The organism is Massilia sp. LjRoot122, assembly GCF_964252725.1.
Classification (GTDB): Bacteria; Pseudomonadota; Gammaproteobacteria; order Burkholderiales; family Burkholderiaceae_D; genus Telluria.
In genome coordinates this window covers 4,359,114-4,380,727 of record NZ_CAXUPB020000001.1, presented here as the reverse complement: position 1 = coordinate 4,380,727, position 21,614 = coordinate 4,359,114, and the positions used below count along the sequence as shown (strand labels likewise).

At 64.0% G+C, this 21,614-nt stretch carries 12 protein-coding genes; 9 read left to right on the top strand and 3 right to left on the bottom strand.

The genetic code is table 11. The features are described from left to right. Nucleotides 1-113: 113 nt before the first annotated feature. The 4 genes from ACSQ25_RS19155 to corA all read left to right on the top strand — a co-directional run bounded on the left by ACSQ25_RS19155 (nucleotide 114) and on the right by corA (nucleotide 4,292). Entirely contained in the window at nucleotides 114-629 is a 516-nt protein-coding gene (locus ACSQ25_RS19155) for a DUF4124 domain-containing protein (RefSeq protein WP_436107255.1), read from the top strand. Beyond that, on the top strand, nucleotides 626-1,699 hold the full coding sequence (gene glnL, locus ACSQ25_RS19150; RefSeq protein WP_436107254.1) for a nitrogen regulation protein NR(II): 1,074 nt from the start codon (nucleotides 626-628) through the stop codon (nucleotides 1,697-1,699). Before ACSQ25_RS19155 ends, glnL begins: the two co-directional genes overlap by 4 nt. 71 nt (nucleotides 1,700-1,770) lie before the next feature. Beyond that, nucleotides 1,771-3,270 (top strand): nitrogen regulation protein NR(I), encoded by a 1,500-nt coding sequence (gene ntrC / locus ACSQ25_RS19145; RefSeq protein ID WP_436107253.1) that lies wholly within the window; start codon nucleotides 1,771-1,773, stop codon nucleotides 3,268-3,270. Between the two features lie 53 nt (nucleotides 3,271-3,323). Then, a complete protein-coding gene (gene corA / locus ACSQ25_RS19140) occupies nucleotides 3,324-4,292 on the top strand; it encodes a magnesium/cobalt transporter CorA (RefSeq protein ID WP_436107252.1) in 969 nt (322 codons plus the stop codon). On the opposite strand, the gene ACSQ25_RS19135 is transcribed toward corA, so the two are convergent. Both ACSQ25_RS19135 and ACSQ25_RS19130 read right to left on the bottom strand, forming a co-directional pair. After that, a complete protein-coding gene (locus ACSQ25_RS19135) occupies nucleotides 4,289-5,161 on the bottom strand; it encodes an EamA family transporter (protein ID WP_436107251.1) in 873 nt (290 codons plus the stop codon). The genes corA and ACSQ25_RS19135 overlap by 4 nt on opposite strands. After that, nucleotides 5,158-6,771, bottom strand: coding sequence for an NAD(P)/FAD-dependent oxidoreductase (locus tag ACSQ25_RS19130; RefSeq protein WP_436107250.1), 1,614 nt, complete (start codon nucleotides 6,769-6,771; stop codon nucleotides 5,158-5,160). Before ACSQ25_RS19130 ends, ACSQ25_RS19135 begins: the two co-directional genes overlap by 4 nt. A 445-nt stretch (nucleotides 6,772-7,216) precedes the next feature. Between ACSQ25_RS19130 and ACSQ25_RS19125 the strand changes: the two genes are divergently transcribed. From ACSQ25_RS19125 to ACSQ25_RS19115, 3 genes are all read left to right on the top strand, one after another. Then, nucleotides 7,217-10,159 (top strand): TonB-dependent receptor, encoded by a 2,943-nt coding sequence (locus ACSQ25_RS19125; RefSeq protein WP_436107249.1) that lies wholly within the window; start codon nucleotides 7,217-7,219, stop codon nucleotides 10,157-10,159. 649 nt (nucleotides 10,160-10,808) lie between these two features. Continuing rightward, nucleotides 10,809-13,706: a TonB-dependent receptor gene (locus tag ACSQ25_RS19120; RefSeq protein WP_436107248.1), complete on the top strand. Its 2,898-nt coding sequence runs from the start codon at nucleotides 10,809-10,811 to the stop codon at nucleotides 13,704-13,706. A gap of 785 nt (nucleotides 13,707-14,491) precedes the next feature. Then, nucleotides 14,492-17,476: a carboxypeptidase regulatory-like domain-containing protein gene (locus ACSQ25_RS19115; protein ID WP_436107247.1), complete on the top strand. Its 2,985-nt coding sequence runs from the start codon at nucleotides 14,492-14,494 to the stop codon at nucleotides 17,474-17,476. A 64-nt stretch (nucleotides 17,477-17,540) separates the two neighbouring features. Here ACSQ25_RS19115 and ACSQ25_RS19110 read toward each other — a convergent pair whose 3' ends face one another. Further along, nucleotides 17,541-18,266, bottom strand: a complete 726-nt coding sequence (locus ACSQ25_RS19110) for a 16S rRNA (uracil(1498)-N(3))-methyltransferase (protein WP_436107246.1) — start codon at nucleotides 18,264-18,266, stop codon at nucleotides 17,541-17,543. Nucleotides 18,267-18,386: 120 nt separating this feature from the next. Here ACSQ25_RS19110 and tkt point away from each other — a divergent pair, with 120 nt between their 5' ends. Both tkt and gap read left to right on the top strand, forming a co-directional pair. Further along, nucleotides 18,387-20,384 carry a transketolase gene (tkt, locus tag ACSQ25_RS19105; protein ID WP_436107245.1) on the top strand — a complete coding sequence of 666 codons (1,998 nt, stop codon included), beginning with the start codon at nucleotides 18,387-18,389 and terminating at the stop codon, nucleotides 20,382-20,384. 82 nt (nucleotides 20,385-20,466) lie between these two features. After that, complete coding sequence (gap, locus tag ACSQ25_RS19100; protein WP_436107244.1) at nucleotides 20,467-21,477, top strand: type I glyceraldehyde-3-phosphate dehydrogenase; 1,011 nt, start codon at nucleotides 20,467-20,469, stop codon at nucleotides 21,475-21,477. Nucleotides 21,478-21,614 lie beyond the last annotated feature (137 nt).

Below are 21,614 nucleotides of genomic sequence, written 5' to 3'. Positions count from 1 at the left end.
GTAACAAAGGCGGGGAAAGCGAGGGCTTTCCCCGCCTTTTTTCATGCTTGCTGTACACTCGCCTCGGACTACAATAGCTGCACTTTTATTGTGCAATCCGACTCATGATGGGAATGACAATCAGCTTCTTCCGACGCTTCGCAATCGTGCTGGCCGCCGGCCTGGCGCTCCACAACGGGGCCCACGCCCAGGCTGCCGTCTACAAATGCGTGGACGAGCAGGGCAGGGTCGAATTCACCGACACCGCGCGCCGAGGCTGCAAGGTCCTCGACCTGCCGGGCTATGCGCCGCCTCCGCCGCCGCGCGCCTCGGCGCCGATTCCGGCCGTCCGTCCGATGAGTCAGGGACCGGCCGCCGCCGTCACCCCGGCCAGCTTCCCGCGCGTCGATACTGCCCAGCAGCGCGCGCGCGACGACGACCGCCGCGAGATCCTCAACGACGAACTGCGCACCGAGCAGAAGAAGCTGGCCGACCTGCGCCGCGACTTCAACAAGGGCGAGCCCGAGCGCCAGGGCAACGAGCGCAACTACGCCAAGTACCAGGAGCGGGTGGCCTCGATGCGCGACGAGATCGGCCGCACCGAGCGCAACATCGAGGCGCTGCAGCGCGAGATCGGCAACATCCGATGAGCCCGTCGGCGGCACCGTCGCATTTCGCAGGCCTCGACCTGCTGGCCTCGAGCGTGCTGCTGCTCGGGCCCGCGGGCGAGGTGCGCTACGCCAATCCGGCCGCCGAAAACCTGCTCGAACTCTCGCTCAAGTCGCTGCAGCGCGCGCCGCTGCCCGAGCTGTTCGCCAACGGCGCCGAGCTGGCCGCGTTGTGCGCCCAGGCGCTGGCCCACCAGTACGCCGACCTGCGCCAGGACCTGGTCCTGCAGCGCAGCGGGCGCGAGCCGCTGCACGTCAACAGCATCGTCAGCGCCCTCGGCGAGAGCGAGCTGCTGATCGAGCTGCGCGAGAACGTCCAGCAATTGAAGCTCGACCGCGAGGAGCGCATCCTCGACCAGAGCCAGGCCAACAAGGAACTGATCCGCAACCTGGCGCACGAGATCAAGAACCCGCTGGGCGGCATCCGCGGCGCCGCCCAGTTGCTCGAGCTCGAACTCCCTCCCCATCACCTGGCCGACCTCTCGGAATACACTCAGGTGATCATCAAGGAGGCCGACCGCCTCCAGACCCTGGTCGACCGCCTGCTGGCGCCGCACCGCAAGCCGCATATCGTCGGCGACGTCAACATCCACGAAGTGTGCGAGCGCGTGCGCAGCCTGATCCTGGCCGAGTTCCCGGCGGGCCTCAGCATCCGGCGCGACTACGACGCCTCGATTCCCGAGTTCAGGGGCGACATGGAGCAGCTGATCCAGGTGGTCCTGAACATCGCCCACAATGCCGCCCAGGCCCTGAAACAGCGCATCGCGGCGGGTGACGCCGAGATCGTGCTGCGCACCCGCGTGGCGCGCCAGGTCACCCTGGCCAAGGTCCGTTATGGGCTGGCATTAGATTTGCATATCATCGACAATGGACCGGGCATCGCACCCGAGATCCGCGACCGCATCTTCTATCCGCTCGTCTCCGGGCGCGAAGGCGGCAGCGGCCTCGGACTGACGCTGGCGCAGACCTTCGTGCAGCAGCACCTGGGTGTGATCGAGTGCGAAAGCCGGCCTGGACTGACGGATTTCCGGATCCTGCTGCCCTTGCCATAAGCCGGGGCGTGCAGGTTTCACCGTGGGTCCCCATTGAATCGTAGATCGCGAACGACGGGAAGCACGAACACATGAAACCAATCTGGATTGTCGACGACGACGCATCGATCCGCTGGGTACTGGAAAAGGCGCTGGCACGCGAAAGCCTGGAGACCCGCAGCTTCGCCAACGCGCAGGATGCGCTGGCCGCCTTCGAGACGGACACGCCGCAGGTGCTGGTGTCGGACATCCGCATGCCGGGCGAATCCGGCATCGAGCTGCTGGGCGCGGTCAAGGCGCGCCATCCCGGCCTGCCGGTCATCATCATCACCGCTTTCTCCGACCTCGATTCGGCGGTTGCCTCGTTCCAGGGCGGCGCCTTCGATTATCTCGCCAAGCCCTTCGACATCGACAAGGCCGTGGCCCTGATCCGGCGCGCGCTCGAAGAAAGCCTGCGCGAAGCCAGCGTCGAGGCGGCGCCCGCCGAGACGCCCGAGATCCTCGGCCATGCGCCGGCGATGCAGGAAGTGTTCCGCGCCATCGGCCGCCTGTCGCAGTCGAACGTGACGGTCCTGATCACGGGCGAATCGGGCAGCGGCAAGGAGCTGGTGGCGCGCGCCCTGCACAAGCACAGCCCGCGCGCCCAGCAGCCCTTCATCGCGCTGAACACGGCGGCGATCCCCAAGGACCTGCTGGAGTCGGAACTGTTCGGCCACGAGCGCGGCGCCTTCACCGGCGCCCAGGCCATGCGGCGCGGCCGCTTCGAGCAGGCCGAGAACGGCACCCTGTTCCTCGACGAGATCGGCGACATGCCCTTCGACCTGCAGACCCGGCTTCTGCGGGTGCTGTCGGACGGACACTTCTACCGCGTCGGCGGACACCAGCCGGTGAAGGCCAACGTGCGCGTGATCGCCGCCACCCACCAGAACCTGGAACAGCGCGTGCGCGACGGCCTGTTCCGCGAAGACCTGTATCACCGCCTCAACGTGATCCGCCTGCGCCTGCCCTCCCTGCGTGAGCGCAACGAAGACATTCCGATCCTGGCGCGCCACTTCCTGGTGCAGAGTGCACGCCAATTGGGCGTCGAACCGAAGCGCCTGAGCGAGCCGGCGATGCGTTTCCTGTCCAGCCTCGAACTGCCCGGCAACGTGCGCCAGCTGGAAAACCTGTGCAACTGGATCACCGTGATGGCGCCCGGCCAAACCGTCGAGGTCAAGGACCTGCCGCGCGAACTGACGCAAGGCGAGCCGGCGCCGTCGACCCTGCAGGATCCGGGCCTGGCCGGCATGGCCGCCGCGCCAGCGGTGGCGACAGCGCCGCCGGCGGCCCCCGGCGTGTCGGCCATGGCGGCGCCGGCCACGCCCGAGGGCTGGATCGCGCTGCTCGAACTGCAGGCCGCGGGGATGCTCAGCGCCGGCCAGACCGACGTGATGGACACGCTCGGGCGCCAGTTCGAGTCGGCCCTGATCAAGACCGCCCTGAAGCACACCCACGGGCGCAAGAACGACGCCGCGATGCGGCTCGGGATCGGCCGCAACACCATCACGCGCAAGATCGTCGAGCTTGGGATAGACGGCGCACGCGACGAGTGATTCCGATGGTGTAAGCTGGCGCATCATGTGCCGATTCTTCGCTTACACCATCCATGCTGATTAACTGTGTCGCCTACCAGGAAGGTAAGAAGCTGTCCGACATCCCCGTCGAGGACATCAGTGAATACCTGAAACTGCCCGATACCTTCGTCTGGGTCGCCCTGCGCGACCCAGACCAGGCCGAGATCGCCACCATGCAGGAAGAATTCGCCCTGCACGAACTGGCGGTGGAAGACGCCGTGCGCGGCCACCAGCGTCCCAAGATGGAGGAGTACGGCGACTGCGTGTTCGTCACGCTCCAGATCCTCGAATTCGCCGGCGACGAACTGAATTCCGGCGAACTGGCCGTGTTCGCCGGGCCCAACTACGTGCTGTCGGTGCGGCGCGACGCCAACCAGGGCTTCCTGGGCGTGCGCGCCCGCGCCGAACGCGAGCCGCACCAGCTGAAGAAGGGCTCGGGTTTCGTGCTGTATGCGCTGGCGGACGCGGTGGTGGACCGCTACTTCCCGGTGGTGGACAGGCTCGAGGCCGAGCTCGAATCGATCGAGGACCACATCTTCGGCAAGGTGGGCGAGCAGCGCGCCAACATCGAGCGCCTGTATGCGCTCAAGCGCAAATCCCAGACCATGCGCCATGCCGTGATCCCGCTGCTGGACGCGGTCGGCCGCCTGTACGGCGGACGGGTACCGCCGGTGGTGTCCGAAACCCAGGATTACTTCCGCGACGTCCACGACCACCTGCTGCGCATCGCCGGGCGTCTCGATGCCGTGCGCGACACCATCAACACCGCGATCCAGGTGTCGCTGTCGATGGTCGCGATCGAAGAGAACGACATCAGCAAGAAGCTGGCTTCGTATGCGGCGATCTTTGCCGTGTTCACGGCCTTTGCGGGCGTCTGGGGCATGAACTTCGAGTTCATGCCCGAGCTGAAGTGGAGGTATGGCTATCCGGTAGCCTTGGCCACCATGGCCTCCGTGTGCGGCTACATGTACTGGCGCTTTAAAAAAGCAGGCTGGATCTAGACGTTCCTGGCTTTGCCGGCCGTGGCCGCGGCACCGCCACAGGCCAGGACCACCAACGCGATCGCCAGCCACTGCATCCCCGTCAGGCGCTCGCCCAGCACCACCCAGCCGGCCAGCGCCGCGAAGGCCGGTCCGGCACTGACCAGGATGCCGAACACGCGCTGCGGCAGGCGCGCCAGCGCCGCCATTTCCAGCGTATAGGGCAGGGCGCTCGACAGCACCGCGACCGCCAGGCCGCCGGCCAGCACCGCCGGCAGCAGCAGGTCCGCGCCCGCGTGAACCACCCCGACCGGCACCGTGAACAGCGCCGCCGCCAGCATGCCCCAGGCCACCGCCTGGCCGCCGTTCAAGTGCGAGACGCGCTTGCCGAACACGATGTACATCGCCCAGCAGAATGCGGCGCCGAGCGCATAGGCCACGCCCCCCGGATCAAGCGGCGCCACACCTTCGTGTACCGGCGCCAGCAACCACAGGCCGAAGGCAGCCAGCAGCACCCAGGCGAAGTCGCGCGCGCGGCGCGAGGACAGCACCACCACGGCGAGCGGGCCGACCACTTCGATGGCCACCGCGATGCCGATCGGGATGCGTGCGAACGCGCCGTAGATCAGGAGGTTCATGCAGCCCAGCATCAGGCCGTACACGAGCAGATTCAAGGCGTCGCGCCGCACCGGCAGGCGGCGCCAGGGGCGCACGATGGCGAGCATGATGACCGCCGCCAGGCCGACCCGCACGGCGGTCACGCCCTGGCTGCCGACCAGCGGGAACAGGTGCTTGGCCCAGGCGGCGCCGGCATTCACCGACACCATCGAGGCCAGGATGGCGAGACCGGGGCCGAGCGGCCCCGCTGCCACGCCTTTGGCGGCAATCACGCGGCCATCGCCAGCGCCACGGCTTCCGCCACACGGATGCCGTCCACCGCCGCCGACATGATGCCGCCGGCGTAGCCCGCGCCTTCGCCGGCCGGGAACAGGCCGCGCGTGTTCAGGCTCTGCAGGTCGCCGTCGTTGCGCTTGATGCGGATCGGCGACGAGGTACGGGTCTCGACCCCGGTCAGCACCGCGTCGTCCTTGTAGTAACCCTTGATCTGCTTGTCGAAGGCCACGAAGGCTTCGCGCATGGCGGTGATCGCGTACTCGGGCAGCGCAGGCGCGAGGTCGGTCAGGTGCACCGCCGGCTTGAACGAGGGGACCACCGAACCGAATTCCTTCGAAGGCACGCCACGCACGAAGTCGCCCATCAGCTGGCCGGGCGCGTCGTAGTTGCTGCCGCCGAGGACGAAGGCGCGCGATTCCAGCTCGCGCTGGAAAGCGATACCGGCCAGCGGGTGGCCCGGATAGTCCTCGGGCGTGATGCCCACCACGATGGCGCTGTTGGCGTTGCGCTCGTTGCGCGAATACTGGCTCATGCCGTTGGTGACGACCCGGCCTTCCTCGCTCGACGCCGCCACCACCGTGCCGCCCGGGCACATGCAGAAGCTGTACACCGAGCGTCCGTTGGAGGCGTGGTGGACGATCTTGTAGTCGGCCGCGCCGAGCAGCTTGTTGCCGGCGTTCGGGCCGAAGCGGCAGACGTCGATCAGCGACTGCGGGTGCTCGACCCGGAAGCCGATCGAGAAGGGCTTGGCCTCGACGTAGACGCCGCGCTCGTACAGCAGCTCGAAGGTGTCGCGGGCGCTGTGGCCGATCGCCATCACCAGGTGGCGGGTGGCGATTTCCTCGCCGCTGGACAGGCGGATGCCCTGGACCTGGCGCACGCCGTTTTCCTCGCTCACGTAGATGTCGTCGAGCCGGGTTTCAAACCGGATCTCGCCGCCCAGGGCAATGATCTCGGCGCGGATCTGCTCGACCATCTTCACCAGGCGGAAGGTGCCGATGTGCGGCTTGCTGACGTACAGGATTTCTTCCGGCGCGCCGGCCTTGACGAATTCGGTCAGGACCTTGCGGCCGTAATGCTTCGGATCCTTGATCTGGCTGTACAGCTTGCCGTCCGAGAAGGTACCGGCGCCGCCTTCGCCGAACTGCACGTTCGACTCGGTATTCAGCTTGCGCTTGCGCCAGAAGCCGAAGGTGTCGACGGTCCGTTCGCGCACGATCTTGCCGCGCTCGAGCACCAGCGGATTCAGGCCCATCTGGGCCAGGATCAGGGCCACGAACATGCCACAGGGGCCCATGCCGACCACCACCGGACGCGGGGTGCCCGGCGCCGGTTTGGCGTCGACGAACTTGTAGCCGGTGTCGGGCGAGGGGAACACGGCGGTGTCTTTCGCCAGGCGCGCCAGCACGGCCGCTTCGTCGCGCACGTCGGCGTCGATCGAATAGATCAGCACGATGGCGGACTTCTTGCGCGCATCGTAGCTGCGCTTGAAGACGGTGAAATCGAGCAGGTCGCCGCTGTCGATGCCGAGGCGGGCCAGGATGGCGTCGCGCAGGGCGGGTTCCGGGTGGTTGAGGGGGAGTTTGAGTTCGCTGATTCGGAGCATGGTGTCGTGACGGGCAGGTTGCTGGTGATGCAACAGAGAATGAGGGGCCAGGGCCAAGGCGCTATTTTACCCAAGAGCCCATGCCAAAGGGCAGAAATGATGCATCCGGCAAAACTCTATGTTGCATTGCAATATCTTGAATTAATACCGTCAACATAAGCATATTTGTGCCAATGTACTTACGTTTATGCATGAATTTACGCTGCAATGCAGCATGCAGAAAACTAAAAACTCAATGAAATCAATATGTTGTTAAATTGTGTATTGACGCAGTGAAATATTTGACATGTGAATATATGCATGTTTCTATCGTGAAAGTTCCTTGCGTAAGGCATAAGAACATGCAGCATGCCCGAATGGAGCACTGGGTTTGCTGCAAAACAGCGATTTGTAATAACAACCAAGGCAGGCCGGTAGTCAGGCCTGCGAAACAAGGAAATACAATATGTTGAAGAAGACAGTGCTGGCGCATGCGTTGACCATCGCATTTGCCGCCTCGCTCGGTAGCGTCGTCGTATCCGGCAACGCCTACGCCGCCTCGAACACGGCCGGCGACATCGTCGGCCGCGCCGCGGCGGGCACCGTGATCACGATCGAAAACAAGTCGATCGGCCTCACCCGTACCCTGACCGTCAACAAGAACGGCGACTACCAGCTGACCATGCTGCCGCCGGGCACCTACACCGTGCGCGCCAAGCGTCCTGACGGTTCGCTGGAAGAGCGCAGCGTGGCGGTCAACGCCGGCGAGGGCACCTCGGCCAACTTCGAGGCGGCCGCCAACACTGTCGTCGTGACGGGTCGCCTGCAGCGCATCGACGTCAAGTCGCCGGAATCGAGCATGGTCCTGAACGAAGCCGCGATCGACCGCATCCCGGTCTCGCGCGACGTGACCGCCGTGGCCCTGCTGGCGCCGGGCGCGACCCGCGGCGACGCCCGTATCGGCCAGACCACCCTGCGCGCCGGTAACGTGCCGTCGCTGGGCGGCGCCTCGCCGGCCGAGAACGTCTACTACATCAACGGCTTCAACGTCACCAACATGCTCAACGGCGTGGCGTTCAACCAGGTGCCTTTCGAAGCGATCGCGCAGCAGCAGGTCAAGACCGGCGGCTACGGTCCGGAATACGGCCGTTCGCTCGGCGGCGTGCTGTCGGTGACCACCAAGCGCGGCACCAATGAGTGGAAGGGCGGCGCCAACCTCATCTGGGAACCTGTCGACCTGAAGGCCAAGTCGGTCTACACCGAAGCGGGCAAGAGCACCGGCAAGTGGCTGGTCGCCGAGCGTCCGGGCGGCACCGACGACCTGAAGGCCAACCTGTGGGCGGGCGGTCCGGTCATCAAGGACAAGCTATTCGTCTTCGGCCTGGTCCAGGGCGCCGACATCGAGCAGAAGACCTATGGCGTCAGCGACCAGACCATCACCAAGAGCAATTCGCCGCGCTACCTGGTGAAGGCCGACTGGAACATCAACGACAGCAATACCCTCGAATTCACCGCCTTCAGCGACGAGAGCAAGGACAAGGTCCGTACCTACGCGTCGCCGACCCCGTACGCCACCCCGCGCGGCGCCGAGCGGCTGCCGGACGAATACACCAACGGCGGCCAGAACTACGTCGCCAAGTACACCTCATGGCTGACCGACGACTTCACCGTGTCGGCCATGGCCGGCCTGGGCAAGTACAACCGTGAGTCCGTGATCGGCTCGGCGGCCTGCCCGTTCATCCGTGACGACCGTACTTCGGCCCGTCCACGCCTGGGCTGCGCCACGACCTCCAACATCACCGATCCGGGCGCCAATGACGAGCGCAAGGCAATCCGTCTCGACGCCGAGTGGAACCTGGGCAACCACGGCCTGCGCTTCGGCCTCGACAACGAGGAATACCAGGTGGTGGACGGCACCCAGAGCTCGGGCGGCTCGACCGTGCTGATCAAGACCCTGGCGCCGGGCTCCGACCTGCCGAGCGGCTACGTGAACAACACCGGCAAGCCGATCGATTACCTGCAGATCCGTACCTTCCAGAACGGCGGCGCCTTCACCACCAAGAACTCGGCCTTCTACCTCGAGGACAACTGGCAGGTCACGAAGAACCTGGTCGCCAACATCGGCGTGCGCAGCGAATCCTTCGAGAACCTGAACGCCGACGACAAGACCTTCATCAAGGTCGACAACACCATCGCGCCGCGCCTCGGCATGTCGTGGGACGTCAAGGGCGACCAGAGCACCAAGGTCTTCGCCAACCTGGGCCGCTACTACATCCCGGTGATGTCGAACACCAACGTCCGTCTGTCGGGCGTCGAAACCGACTACACCGACTACTTCGTCTACACCGGCACCAACGGCAGCGACGCCTTCCAGAACCCTGGCCGCGGCGCCCAACTGGGCCAGCGCACCGTCAGCGGCGACGGCACTGCGGGCGATCCGCGCTCGGTGGTCGATCCGAACATCAAGCCGATGTACCAGGACGAGTTCATCATCGGCGCCCAGCAGGCGCTGGCCAACCGCTGGACCGTCGGCGTGAAGGCCACCTACCGCAAGCTGAAGAAGGTGATGGACGACATGTGTAACGGTCCGGGCGCCGAACAGTGGGCGCTGGCCAACGGCTACAATGCCGACCAGTCCGCCGTCATCGGCCATGCGATCGACAGCTGCTTCCTGTACAACCCGGGCGGCGACCTGACCGCGAACATCGACCTCGAAGACGGCAAGGGCCTGACCGAGGTGGTGATTCCTGCGGCGTCGCTGGGCTTCCCGAAGCCTGAGCGCAAGTACACCGCCCTCGAGTTCACCTTCGAGCGCGCCTGGGACGGCGTCTGGAACCTGCAGGGCTCCTATGTCTGGTCCAAGTCGCGCGGCAACACCGAAGGCTACGTCAAGTCGGACATCGGCCAGGACGACGCCGGCATCAGCCAGGACTGGGATTACCCGGGCCTGATGGAAGGCTCCTACGGCGACCTGCCGAACGACCGCCGCCACACCCTGAAGATCTTCGGCGCCTACCAGGTGACCCCGGAGCTGCGCCTGGGTGCGAACGCGATCATCCAGAGCGGCCGTCCGCTGAACTGCCTGGGCTACTACTCGGGTAACCTGGACACCGTGTCGATCCTGTACGGCGCGTCCTCGTTCTACTGCAACCGCACCCTGAACCCGCGCGGCACCGTCGGCCGTCTTGAGTGGACCCGCGAGCTGAGCCTGCAGGCGAACTACCAGCCGAAATGGCTGCCGCGCACCACGTTCTCGGTCGACGTCCTGAACGTCTTCAACGAGCGCGGCGTCACCCAGGTGAACGAGGCAGGCGAATCGGCACGCGGCACGCCGAGCCCGAACTACCTGCAGCCAGGTGCGTTCCAGATCGGTCGCAGCGTCCGCCTGATGGCGCAGTACGAGTTCTGATTCAGCGAACTCGAGCACGATAAGCGCTGCCTGTCACAGGCAGTGCTGAGTGAATAAAGCCTCCCGGGCGCGAGCCCGGGAGGCTTTGTCATTGCTTCCGGGTTGTTTTTTCGCAACGGACTAGACCTTAGCGGGAAACACTGACCGCCGCAGCCCACATACACCTGCTGGCACATGCATATTCCTGGCTCGTTATGACACGAATTGTCGTCAACCTGCTTCTTCTTGCATCGGACTGCTCGTATCTCCCCAGAGCGCAAGGCTTATTGCGTCGAGTCCCCGTAGTGCGTCTCACGGTGCGAGATGCCGGGAGAAGGGAAAAGTTGGTTGTTTTCATTGCAAGTGCATATCCATGTTCAATTGACACTTTTCAACACGCTATGGTCTTATGTGTAAGCACAAATAACATCTTATTTATTTAGTTATTTAGGCCATTTGTCCTAGAAATACGGCTGGGCGCGTACGTTGCTGTTGAAAAGCGGCAACACGAAGTATATGTATGTTTCAGTCCTTCAGGCCATCCGCCGCAGCGATGCGACAGAGTGCGCATAGTTTGCGCACGGTTTGCAGGAGACGGCCGTACCGTGGGAGATCCCTGCGGCACGGTGGCAAAAACCATCCAAGATAAAACCAAGAAGGAGAAGTATTCATGACGTTTAAATTGAAGTCGCTGCCGTTCGCAGTCGCATGCGCGGTCGCCAGTGGCGCCCTGGCTGGTTCGGCACCGGCCTTCGCACAGACCACGGAAGCCGCCGGCGGTTCCACCCCGCAGCGCGTGGTCGTGACCGGCTCGCTGATCAGCCGCGCCAATACCGAAACCCCGACTCCGGTGCAGGTGCTGACCAGCGCCGACATCCAGAAGAGCGGCAAGACTTCGGTAGCTGAACTGCTGACCGACCTGGCCGCCAACGGCGCAGGTACCCTCGGCACCGGCTTCGCCGGCGCATTCGCCAACGGCGCATCGGGCATCTCGCTGCGCGGCCTGACCGTCGGCGCCACCCTGGTGCTGATCGACGGCCACCGCATGGCACCGTACCCGCTGTCGGACGACGCCCAGCGCTCCTTCGTCGACGTTTCGTCGATCCCCTTTGACGCGATCGAGTCGATCGAAGTCCTGAAGTCCGGTGCCTCGTCGCTGTACGGCTCGGACGCAATCGCCGGCGTCATCAACATCAAGCTGAAGAAGAACCTGAACGGCACCCGTCTGGCGGCCGAGTATGGTGATACCCAGCACGGCGGCGGCAAAACCAAGCGCGCGTCGATCAGCACCGGCATCGGTGACCTGGACGCCGACGGCTACAACGCCTTCGTGACCCTGGAAACCCGCAAGCAGGGTTCCATCAAGGTCCATCAGCGCGAACAGTTCGGCTACGCGAACCGCGACTGGCGTGCACGCGGCGGCAACAACATCAACCTGGGTGTGCCGAGCAGCATCAACAGCTTCCTGACCCCGACCAACACCCCGTTCCTGTATAACCCGTCGAACCCGAACAACCCGGCTGGCGTAACCAACGTCAACAATCCGGCCAACTATGTGTTCCTGGATCCGACCAAGTGTAACTTCACGCTGTACCGCGCAGGCGGTTGCCAGGTAAACGATCGCGAATCGAACATTCAACCGGAAACCGAAAACGTCAACCTGCTGGTCGGCATGACCAAGAAGCTGAGCGACGACTGGGAACTGGCGCTGAAGGGCTCGATTTTCCAGCGCAAGAGCGAGAACAACCGTAACGCCAACCCGCAGGCCTACAACCCGACCGCCTTCAACGGCTTCACCACCCTGAACAACGGCGTGCTGACCAGCCGTGTGGGCGCAATCCCGAGCACCCTGTTCGCTCCGGGTGCACAGGTTGGTGCCAACATCACCAACCCGTTCGCCCAGAGCGCGCGCCTGTATGGCTACATCGCCGACATCGGCCCGACCCTGCGTACCCAGAACAAGTCGACCAGCTCGCGCGTGTCGGCCGACCTGACCGGTAGCGCCATGGGCTGGGACGTGAACGCCGCCGCCGGCTGGACCGAGGTCAAGACCGACAACGAGTACAGCGGCAACATCAACCGCCAGAACTTGTACGGAGCGATCCGTAACGGCACCTGGAACGTGCTGGGTGGCAACTCGCCGGCACTGGTCGCTGCTGTCGCACCGACCTTTGACAATACCCTGAAATCGACCCTGAGCTACGCCGACGTGGTCGGTTCGCGCGAGATCCTGCCGTCGTTCGGCGCGGGGCCTCTGGCCTTCGCGGCCGGCGTGCACTGGCACAAGCGTGAGCAGAACGCACCGGCATCCTCGCTGACCGCAATCGGCGCCGTGAACAACACCTCGGCCTTCACCATCGGCGACGAGACCAACACCGCCGTGTTCGCCGAACTGCGCGCCACCCCGATCAAGAACATCGAGATCGGACTGGCCAGCCGTTACGACCACTACGACACCTACGGCAACTCGTTCACCCCGTCGGCCAACTTCAAGTGGACCCCGATGCAGAACTTCGGTGTCCGCGGTACCTTCGCTCGCGGCTTCCGCGCGCCGAACCCGGCAGAAGTGGGCAACGCCGGTTCGTTCTTCACCTTTAACGCGATCAACGACCCGATCCTGTGCGCCAACGGCAACCAGAACACCGCCGGCAACGTGCCGACCGCCTGCGGCTTCAACCCGCCGTATGTCCAGACCACCAACCCGGACCTGCAGCCTGAGAAGTCGAAGTCCTACACCCTGGGCATCATTTACGAGCCGATGCGCGGCCTGAACATGACGCTTGATTACTACAAGATCAAGATCAACAACCTGGTGGTGACCCAGGCAGGTAACGACCCGAGCTTCGTCCCGACCTGGGTTCGCGGCCCGGCGGCTCCGATCGACATTGCTACCGGCGTCGGCCAAGGCCGCACGGTCGGCACCCCGTCGGTCGGCCCGATCCTGTACGGCCTGTCGCCGTACATCAACGCGGGTAGCACCGAAACCCACGGCATCGAAGCGGACGTGCGTTACCGCTGGCGCCTGACCAACGACCGCGGCACCGTCTCGGCAGCCCTGTCGGCGGCACACACCTTCGGCTACAAGACCGCGATCGGCGGTACCGAGTACCAGCTGGCAGGCACCCAGGGCCCGTCGTCGGTCGGCGGCGCAACCGGTAATCCAAAGCAGCGCGGCCAGTTCACCATCGGCTACGCCCGTGGCCCGCTGGACGTGACCGCCACCGTGAACTACACGAGCGGCTTCTCGACTATCGACCCGGCGCTGGGCGAAACCGACTGCGCGACCACCGCGGAACACGTGGGCGGCCGTACCTACTTCCAGGGTCTGGTCCAGCCGGCTCAGTTCTGCAACGTGTCCTCGTTCACCTCGACGAACCTGAACGTCGCGTACAAGCTGACCCCGAACCTGACCCTGCGCGGTGCCATCCTGAACCTGTTCGACAAGGAAGCACCGTACGACGTCGCCACCTACGGCAACTCGGGTGCCGGCACCTCGTACAACGCTTCGCTGCACCAGCCAGGCGCAATCGGACGCTTCTTCAGCCTGGGTCTGAACTACACGTTCTAATCCAGCTGAGCGGGACGGCAGCGCTGCTGCTGTCCTATGCGGACAAACCCTGCAGCAAGAAATTGCTGCAGGGTTTTTTATTGGGACCGCCGCTCATGAAAGAAGCGCGATATTGGTGCGTCATGTTTCGTAGCTCATGTACGGGGCTGGGCCGTTCCGCTTCGGCAGGCAGCGCGCCTGCTGCTTGCACGGGTGCACCATGCCGGGGCGTTGTCAAGTATAAAAATTCCAAAATGGGGCGACAAGAAGAATGTTCTTTTTTATTCGGATTCGTTCTGCTTTTTATGCTTACTCGAAATATTTCCGTAAGGCACATTGCTGCACTTCATGTTTACGAAATTCGGTGATATATCGCTGAGGTGCAGAAAAGTCCGTAAAGACTTTGTTTTCCGTCTATTCGTTCACGTGTTTACACTTTTGGCATACAAAGCATGCTGCATTGCGCAAAAAAAGAGGTTTTATGCCTCTCGCGTAATGTTTTCTTGAAAAGTGTTGTAAGTATGCATATTTCCAACAGTTATTATTGACGACGCAACTTTGCCTATGATTCTATGTGTCAGTTGAGCTGGCACAACCAGCGAAACGAGGAATAAATATTCCTCTTTTGCCAGTCGGGAGAGAGAAGGTTGGATCCCCGAGGCAGGTAGCATCGGAACGTCAACAGAAACAACGGCCGATGCGTCGGGGCTCTTCGCTTGCATTGCTCTGATCTTAATAAATTAGCTTCAATAGAATTGAATGGGAGAGTTATGTTGCATACGGTAAAACAAACGTCGAGGACCGCCGTGCTGCGTCGGTCGGCAATCTCGGTGGCAATCGGCATGTGCTTCATGGGTGCGGCACTGGCTGCCGAAACCGGCGGCCTGCGTATCGCCATCACCGCACAAGGCAAGCCGGTTGCCGGCGCGACGGTGCGCATCAGCTCGCCGAGCAGCCTGGTGACCAAGACCGCTGTGACCGAAGCAGACGGCACCGTCCGTGTCGCTGGTCTGGACCCTGCAACCGACTACAAGATCGAAGTGGTCGCACCTGGCTATTCGAACTTCGTTGCCAGCGACGTGGCCGTGGTCTCGAACACCAACCCGACCGTCAGCTACTCGCTGGGCGGCGACGCCGGCGCACAGCAAGTGGTCGTGACCGGTTCGCGCCTGGTGCGCGTCGACACCACCTCGGCAACCGTCGGCACCGTGCTGAACCTGGGCGTCGTGGAATCGCTCCCGACCGGCCGTAACTACCAGAGCTACCTGCAGCTGGTCCCGGGCGTCAAGCCTTCGGCCGGCGGCAACCCGTCGTCGAAGTCGGGCGTGAACTACTCGGACATCGGCGGCGCCACCGGCTCCTCGTCGGACAACGTCTACATCCTGGACGGCGTCGACGTGACCGACCCGAGCACCGGTACCTTCGGTTCGAACATCAACTCCGAGATCATTCAGGAACAGCAGATCCTGACCGGCGGCATCCCGGCGGAATTCGCGGGTGGTTCGGGCCTGGTCTCCAAGGTCATCACCAAGTCGGGTAGTAACGAATACCACGGCTCGGTCAACTACTACTTCCAGAACGACAAGCTGGTCGCCGACTACAAGAACACCACCTCGTCCGGCTTCTCGACCTATGACGCGGCAGTCACCCTGGGCGGCCCGATCGTCAAGGACAAGCTGTGGTTCTTCGGTTCGTACCAGAAGAAGGCCCGCGAGACCGACGTCGTCAACTCCGACACCGGTCAGTTCATGCGTACCGTCGACCGCGACGACCGCCTGGGCTTCCTGAAGCTGACCTGGCAGGCGACCGAGAACGACCGCCTGGTGGCATCGTTCTTCAACGACCCGACCGAAACCACCGGCACCACGACCGCGACCACCCTGAACAACCGCGACACCCGTCGCAAACAGGGCGGCAGCAACTACAACATCCAGTACTCGCGCGACATGGAAAACCTGCGCGTGACCGGCTATGCGTTCCGCCACATCGGCGAAGTCTCTGATTTCGCGGCCAACACGGCAACCCGCAATACCATCCTGTTCCGCACCCCGCCATCGCCGGCGCTGACCCAGGTGCAACTGGGCGGCTTCGGCTCGGACACGATCTCGGAACGTAACCGCGACGAAGTCGGCATCAATGCCGAGTACTTCTGGGAAACCGCCAATTCGGGCACCCATACCATCAAGGGTGGCTTCCTGGTCTCGAAGAACGAGTACTTCGAAGACGCACGCTACGCCGGCGCCGACAAGGCGCAGTACCAGTCGATGAATACGGCCCAGGGCAACGTCTCGTTCACCGAGGCGACTGCCGCCAGCTCCGCCTGGACCGCCCGTCCGGTCGTTGCAGCCGACATCCCGCGTATCATCACCGGCATCAACGGCTCGTCGGCCACCAACCGCGCCTACTTCTACAGCCTGCTCGATGCCAACCGCGACGGCGTCATCAGCGATCCGGAAGTGCGCGCGCTGCGCTTCGGCAGCACCGCCGGCAACCCGAACGGCCAGGTCAACCTGTACCGCATCGTCGAGACCGTTGCTTCGCCGTACACCGTGGAAGCCACCGGCAAGGCAGCCTTCCTCCAGGACACCTGGACCAAGGGCAACCTGACCGTCGGCGCCGGCGTCCGTGCCGAAGAGTGGACCCACAAGGATTCGAAGGGCAACCAGTCCGCCAAGTTCGAGTGGAAGTTCGCACCGCGCCTGAACGTCGTGTATGACCCGACCGGCGAAGGCCGCAGCAAGATCTGGGGCTTCCTGGGCCGTTACTACGATCCGATCCGTACCAACATGTCGGACTTCGCCGGTAACCTGACCGGTCCGGTGCAGGAAGAGCAGGTCTTCGTCGGCGACCGCTGGCTGACCTTCCGTACCCGCGGCGGCGAGAAGCAGCCGGATGCGGTGTTCGCGCCGACCACCAAGACCCCGTTCACCGACGAGTTCATGGTCGGCTATGCGACCAACCTGGGCCGTGACTGGACCGCGTCGATCGCCTACACCAAGCGCCGCACCCGCGACATCCTGGAAGACTACGATCTGGCGCTGTACTCGGATCCGGCCAACACGCCTGACGTCGAAGGCCACGCCGCGCCGAACTCCTTCCTGTACCTGCCGTACTCGTACTTCGGCTACCCATCGAAGCCGAACGCGAACTACGTGCTGGGCACGCTGGCAGGCGGCAAGCGCGACTACCAGGGCGTCGAAGTCAGCCTGACCAAGGCCAAGCGCGACAACTGGATGGGTTCGGTCTCGTACACCTGGAACGAAGCCAAGGGCAACACCAACTCGGATAGTAACGCCGACTTCCAGGGTGACTGGCTGGCGCTCGATCCACGTGCTCCGAACGCCTACGGCCCACAGCCTGGCAACATCAAGCACCAGTTCAAAGGCTACGGTACCTACTACTTCAACAACGGCCTCGAGCTGAGCGCAGTGTTCAACTGGAACAGCGGCCTGCTGTACACCCGTTCGCAGCTGGTGTCCGGCCGTTACCTGCCGGAGATGGATGATGCCTACGTGGTCGGCAACACCCTGGATACCTGGATCAAGCCGGGTTCCATCGGCAGCCAGACCGGCCCGTCGTACTACACCCTCGACATGCGCCTGAAGTACACCTACAAGCTGGCCGGTGCTCAGAAGCTCGAGTTCTTCGTCGACCTGTTCAACGTGCTGGACAAGCAGTCGGGTACCGCGGCGCAAGCCCTGGTCAACTCGACCGGCAAGTACCAGTTCGGCCAGTCGAACGCCTTCGTCGAGCCACGCCGCCTGTACGTCGGCGCACGCTACTCGTTCTAATCCAGCGAGCTTCAGTGCATGAAACCGGCCCCGCAAGGGGCCGGTTTTTTTACGCCCGTCGGATTTACATGCCGTTCCAGAGCCCGCCCAGCATGGCCAGCGCCGCCAGCGCCGCGGTCTCGGTGCGCAGTACCCGCGGGCCGACCGACAGGGCCAGCGCGCCGGCCGCCAGCGCCGCCTCTTCTTCTTCCGCCGTGAAGCCGCCTTCCGGGCCCACCATCAGGGTCAGGGCCTGCGGCCCTTCGGCGCGCGCCCAATCCGCCAGGGAGGTGTCGGCGCGCGGGCTGAGCAGGATGCGCGGCGCGGGGGAGGGCGCCGTCACCCAGCGCCCGAATTCCGCCACCGGCGCCAGGCCGGCCAGCCGGTTGCGCCCGCACTGTTCGGACGCCGCCACGATCACGCCTTCCCAGTGCAGGTGGCGCTTCTCGGCGCGTTCGCCCGACAGGCGCACCACGCTGCGGCGCGCCGCCAGCGGTTCGATGCGGGCCACGCCCAGTTCCACCGCCTTCTCGATGATCCAGTCCATCTTCGATCCTTCCGGCAAGCCCTGGGCCAGGGTGACGGCATACGGCAGTTCGGCTTCGCGCGCATCATGGGCGCCGATCGTGGCGCTGGCGCGCCGCTTGCCGATCTCGGCCAGGGTGGCGTCGTACTGGCCGCCGTGGCCGTCGAACAGGGTCAGGGCGTCGCCCGCTTGCATGCGCACCACGTGCAGGTGGTGGGCGACGGACTCGGGCAAGTCGACGGTGGCGCCCGCGATCAGGGGCTGGGGGCAATAAAAACGGGGCATGCGGCGCTTTTCCGGAGTGAACGAGGCTGCATTTTAATTCGGCAGCAGACTGTCTGCTAAAATAACGGGTTACGGCCAGCCGCACCGCCACCGCTTTCCAATCCAGACCTCCGTACGCTCATGAAATCTACGCAAACCACCACCCTGATGGCCAACGCGATCCGCGCGCTGGCGATGGACGCCGTCCAGAAAGCCAACTCCGGCCACCCGGGCATGCCGATGGGCATGGCCGAGATCGGCGTCGCGCTGTGGGACAAGCACTACCGCCACAATCCGGCCAATCCGGGCTGGTTCAACCGCGACCGCTTCCTGCTGTCGAACGGCCACGGCTCGATGCTGCACTATGCGATGCTGCACCTGGCAGGCTACGACCTGTCGATGGACGACCTGCGCGACTTCCGCCAGTTGCACTCGAAGACCGCCGGCCACCCGGAAGTGGGCATCACCCCGGGCGTGGAAACCACCACCGGCCCGCTGGGCCAGGGCATCGCCAACTCGGTCGGCATGGCGCTGGCCGAATGGCTGCTGGGCTATGAATTCAACCGCCCGGGCTACGACGTGGTCGACCACTACACCTACGCCTTCCTGGGCGACGGCTGCCTGATGGAAGGCATCTCGCACGAAGTGGCCTCGCTGGCCGGCACCCTGCGCCTGAACAAGCTGATCTGGCTGTACGACGACAACGGCATCTCGATCGACGGCCGCGTCGAAGGCTGGTTCACCGACGACACCCGCAAGCGTTTCGAAGCCTACGGCTGGAACGTGATCGGCCAGATCGACGGCCACAGCGTGACCGCCGTGTCCGACGCCATCGAACAGGCGAAAGGCTCGGATCGTCCGACCCTGATCATGTGCAAGACGATCATCGGCAAGGGCGCTCCGAACCTGGAAGGCGGCGACAAGGTCCACGGCGCCCCGCTGGGCGACAAGGAAATCGCGGCCGTGCGCCAGCACCTGCTGTGGGATCCGATCCCCTTCGACATCCCGGGCGAGATCTACGAAGCCTGGGACGCGAAAGCACGCGGCGCGCAGATGGAAGCCGAATGGAACGCGAAGTTCGCGGAATACCGCGCCGCCCACCCGGAACTGGCCGCCGAATTCGAGCGCCGCATGAAGGCTGAACTGCCGGGCAACTTCAACGACGTGCTGGACGCCGCCATCGCTTCCTGCGTCGAGAAGAAGGAAACCATCGCCACCCGCAAGGCTTCGCAGAACGCGATCCAGGCCCTGGCCGCGACCCTGCCGGAATTCCTGGGCGGTTCGGCCGACCTGACCGGCTCGAACCTGACCAACTGGAAGGAATCGGTGGCGGTGCGTTCGGGCATCCCGGGCAACCACATCAACTACGGCGTGCGCGAATTCGGCATGGCCGCGATCCAGAACGGCGTCGCCCTGCACGGCGGCTTCATCCCGTTCGGCGCGACCTTCCTGACCTTCTCGGACTACAGCCGCAATGCCCTGCGCATGGCCGCCCTGATGAAGATCCGCTCGCTGTTCGTGTTCACCCACGACTCGATCGGCCTGGGCGAAGACGGCCCGACCCACCAGTCGATCGAGCACGTGTCCTCGCTGCGCCTGATCCCGAACCTGGACAACTGGCGTCCGTGCGACACCGTCGAATCGCAAGTGGCCTGGGGCGCTGCCGTGCAGCGCAAGGACGGCCCGTCGACCCTGATCTTCTCGCGCCAGAACCTGCCGTTCATGGAGCGTGACGCCGCCGCCATCGCCGCCATCGCCAAGGGCGGCTACGTGCTGCGCGACGCCGCCGATGCGAAAGTGATCCTGATCGCCACCGGTTCGGAAGTCGAACTGGCGATGAAGGCCGCCGACGCGCTGGCAGGCGAGGGTGTCCAGGCCCGCGTGGTCTCGATGCCGTCGACCGACGTGTTCGAGCGCCAGGACGCCGCCTACAAGGCAGCTGTCCTGCCGCGCGGGATCCCGCGCGTCGCCATCGAAGCCGGCGTGACCGACTTCTGGTACAAGTACGTGGGCCTGGAAGGCGCGGTGGTCGGCATCGACACCTTCGGCGAATCGGCGCCGGCGCCGGTGCTGTTCAAGCACTTCGGCTTCACCGTCGAGAACGTCGTGGCCAAGGCCAAGGGCGTCATCGCGGCGTAAAGTGTTTAGCGGGCTGCCTCAGGGCGGCCCGCTGTGTATCTGCGGTACGAAAAAGTTTTTTTCTATAATCAGGAGCTAAGCAATGACGATCAAAGTTGCAATCAACGGTTATGGCCGCATCGGCCGCAACATCCTGCGTGCCTTCTATGAAGGCGGCAAGAAGCAAGACATCCAGATCGTGGCGATCAACGACCTGGGCAATGCCGAATCGAACGCCCACCTGACCCGCTACGACACCGCGCACGGCAAGTTCCCGGGCACCGTCACGGTCGAAGGCGACAACATGATCGTCAACGGCGACAAGATCCGCGTGTACGCGCAGCGCAACCCGGCCGAGATCCCATGGGGCGAGCTGGGCGTGGACGTCGTCCTCGAGTGCACCGGCTTCTTCACCACCAAAGAGAAGGCCTCGGCCCACCTGAAGGGCGGCGCCAAGAAGGTCATCATCTCGGCGCCGGGCGGCAAGGACGTCGACGCCACCATCGTATTTGGTGTTAACCAGGACGTGCTGAAGTCGACCGACACCGTGATTTCGAACGCATCCTGCACCACCAACTGCCTGGCCCCGCTGGTCAAGCCGCTGCACGACGCCATCGGCCTGGAAACCGGCCTGATGACCACCGTGCACGCCTACACCAACGACCAGGTGCTGACCGACGTGATGCACGAAGACCTGCGCCGCGCCCGTTCGGCCACCCAGTCGATGATCCCGACCAAGACCGGCGCCGCCGCCGCAGTCGGCCTGGTGCTGCCGGAGCTGAACGGCAAGCTGGACGGCTTCGCGATCCGCGTGCCGACCATCAACGTGTCGATCGTCGACCTGTCCTTCATCGCCAAGCGCGACACCAGCGTCGATGAAGTCAACCAGCTGATGAAATCGGCGTCGGAAGGCGCCCTCAAAGGCATCCTGACCTACAACACCGATCCGCTGGTCTCGGTCGACTTCAACCACAACCCGGCCTCGTCGAACTTCGACGCGACCCTGACCAAGGTCTCGGGCCGCCTGGTGAAAGTGTCGTCCTGGTACGACAACGAGTGGGGCTTCTCGAACCGCATGCTGGACACCACCGTTGCGCTGATGAACGCAAAATAAGCAGCGAAGCCGTACATACAGAAGTTTGCAAAACGCCCCGAAAGGGGCGTTTTTTATATGTGTATTTGCACCAAGAGCAGAAGAATATTTGGCGTTGAGGAAAAACAACAGATATCAAGTTTTTTTAACCTTTCCTT

What these genes read in the sequence shown, in the direction of transcription:
- corA (WP_436107252.1), top strand. Translation starts at nt 3,324, where the DNA reads ATGCTGATTAACTGTGTCGCCTACCAGGAAGGTAAGAAGCTGTCCGAC.
- ACSQ25_RS19130 (WP_436107250.1), bottom strand. Translation starts at nt 6,771, where the DNA reads ATGCTCCGAATCAGCGAACTCAAACTCCCCCTCAACCACCCGGAACCC.
- glnL (WP_436107254.1), top strand. Translation starts at nt 626, where the DNA reads ATGAGCCCGTCGGCGGCACCGTCGCATTTCGCAGGCCTCGACCTGCTG.
- ntrC (WP_436107253.1), top strand. Translation starts at nt 1,771, where the DNA reads ATGAAACCAATCTGGATTGTCGACGACGACGCATCGATCCGCTGGGTA.
- gap (WP_436107244.1), top strand. Translation starts at nt 20,467, where the DNA reads ATGACGATCAAAGTTGCAATCAACGGTTATGGCCGCATCGGCCGCAAC.
- tkt (WP_436107245.1), top strand. Translation starts at nt 18,387, where the DNA reads ATGAAATCTACGCAAACCACCACCCTGATGGCCAACGCGATCCGCGCG.
- ACSQ25_RS19155 (WP_436107255.1), top strand. Translation starts at nt 114, where the DNA reads ATGACAATCAGCTTCTTCCGACGCTTCGCAATCGTGCTGGCCGCCGGC.
- ACSQ25_RS19120 (WP_436107248.1), top strand. Translation starts at nt 10,809, where the DNA reads ATGACGTTTAAATTGAAGTCGCTGCCGTTCGCAGTCGCATGCGCGGTC.
- ACSQ25_RS19110 (WP_436107246.1), bottom strand. Translation starts at nt 18,266, where the DNA reads ATGCCCCGTTTTTATTGCCCCCAGCCCCTGATCGCGGGCGCCACCGTC.
- ACSQ25_RS19125 (WP_436107249.1), top strand. Translation starts at nt 7,217, where the DNA reads ATGTTGAAGAAGACAGTGCTGGCGCATGCGTTGACCATCGCATTTGCC.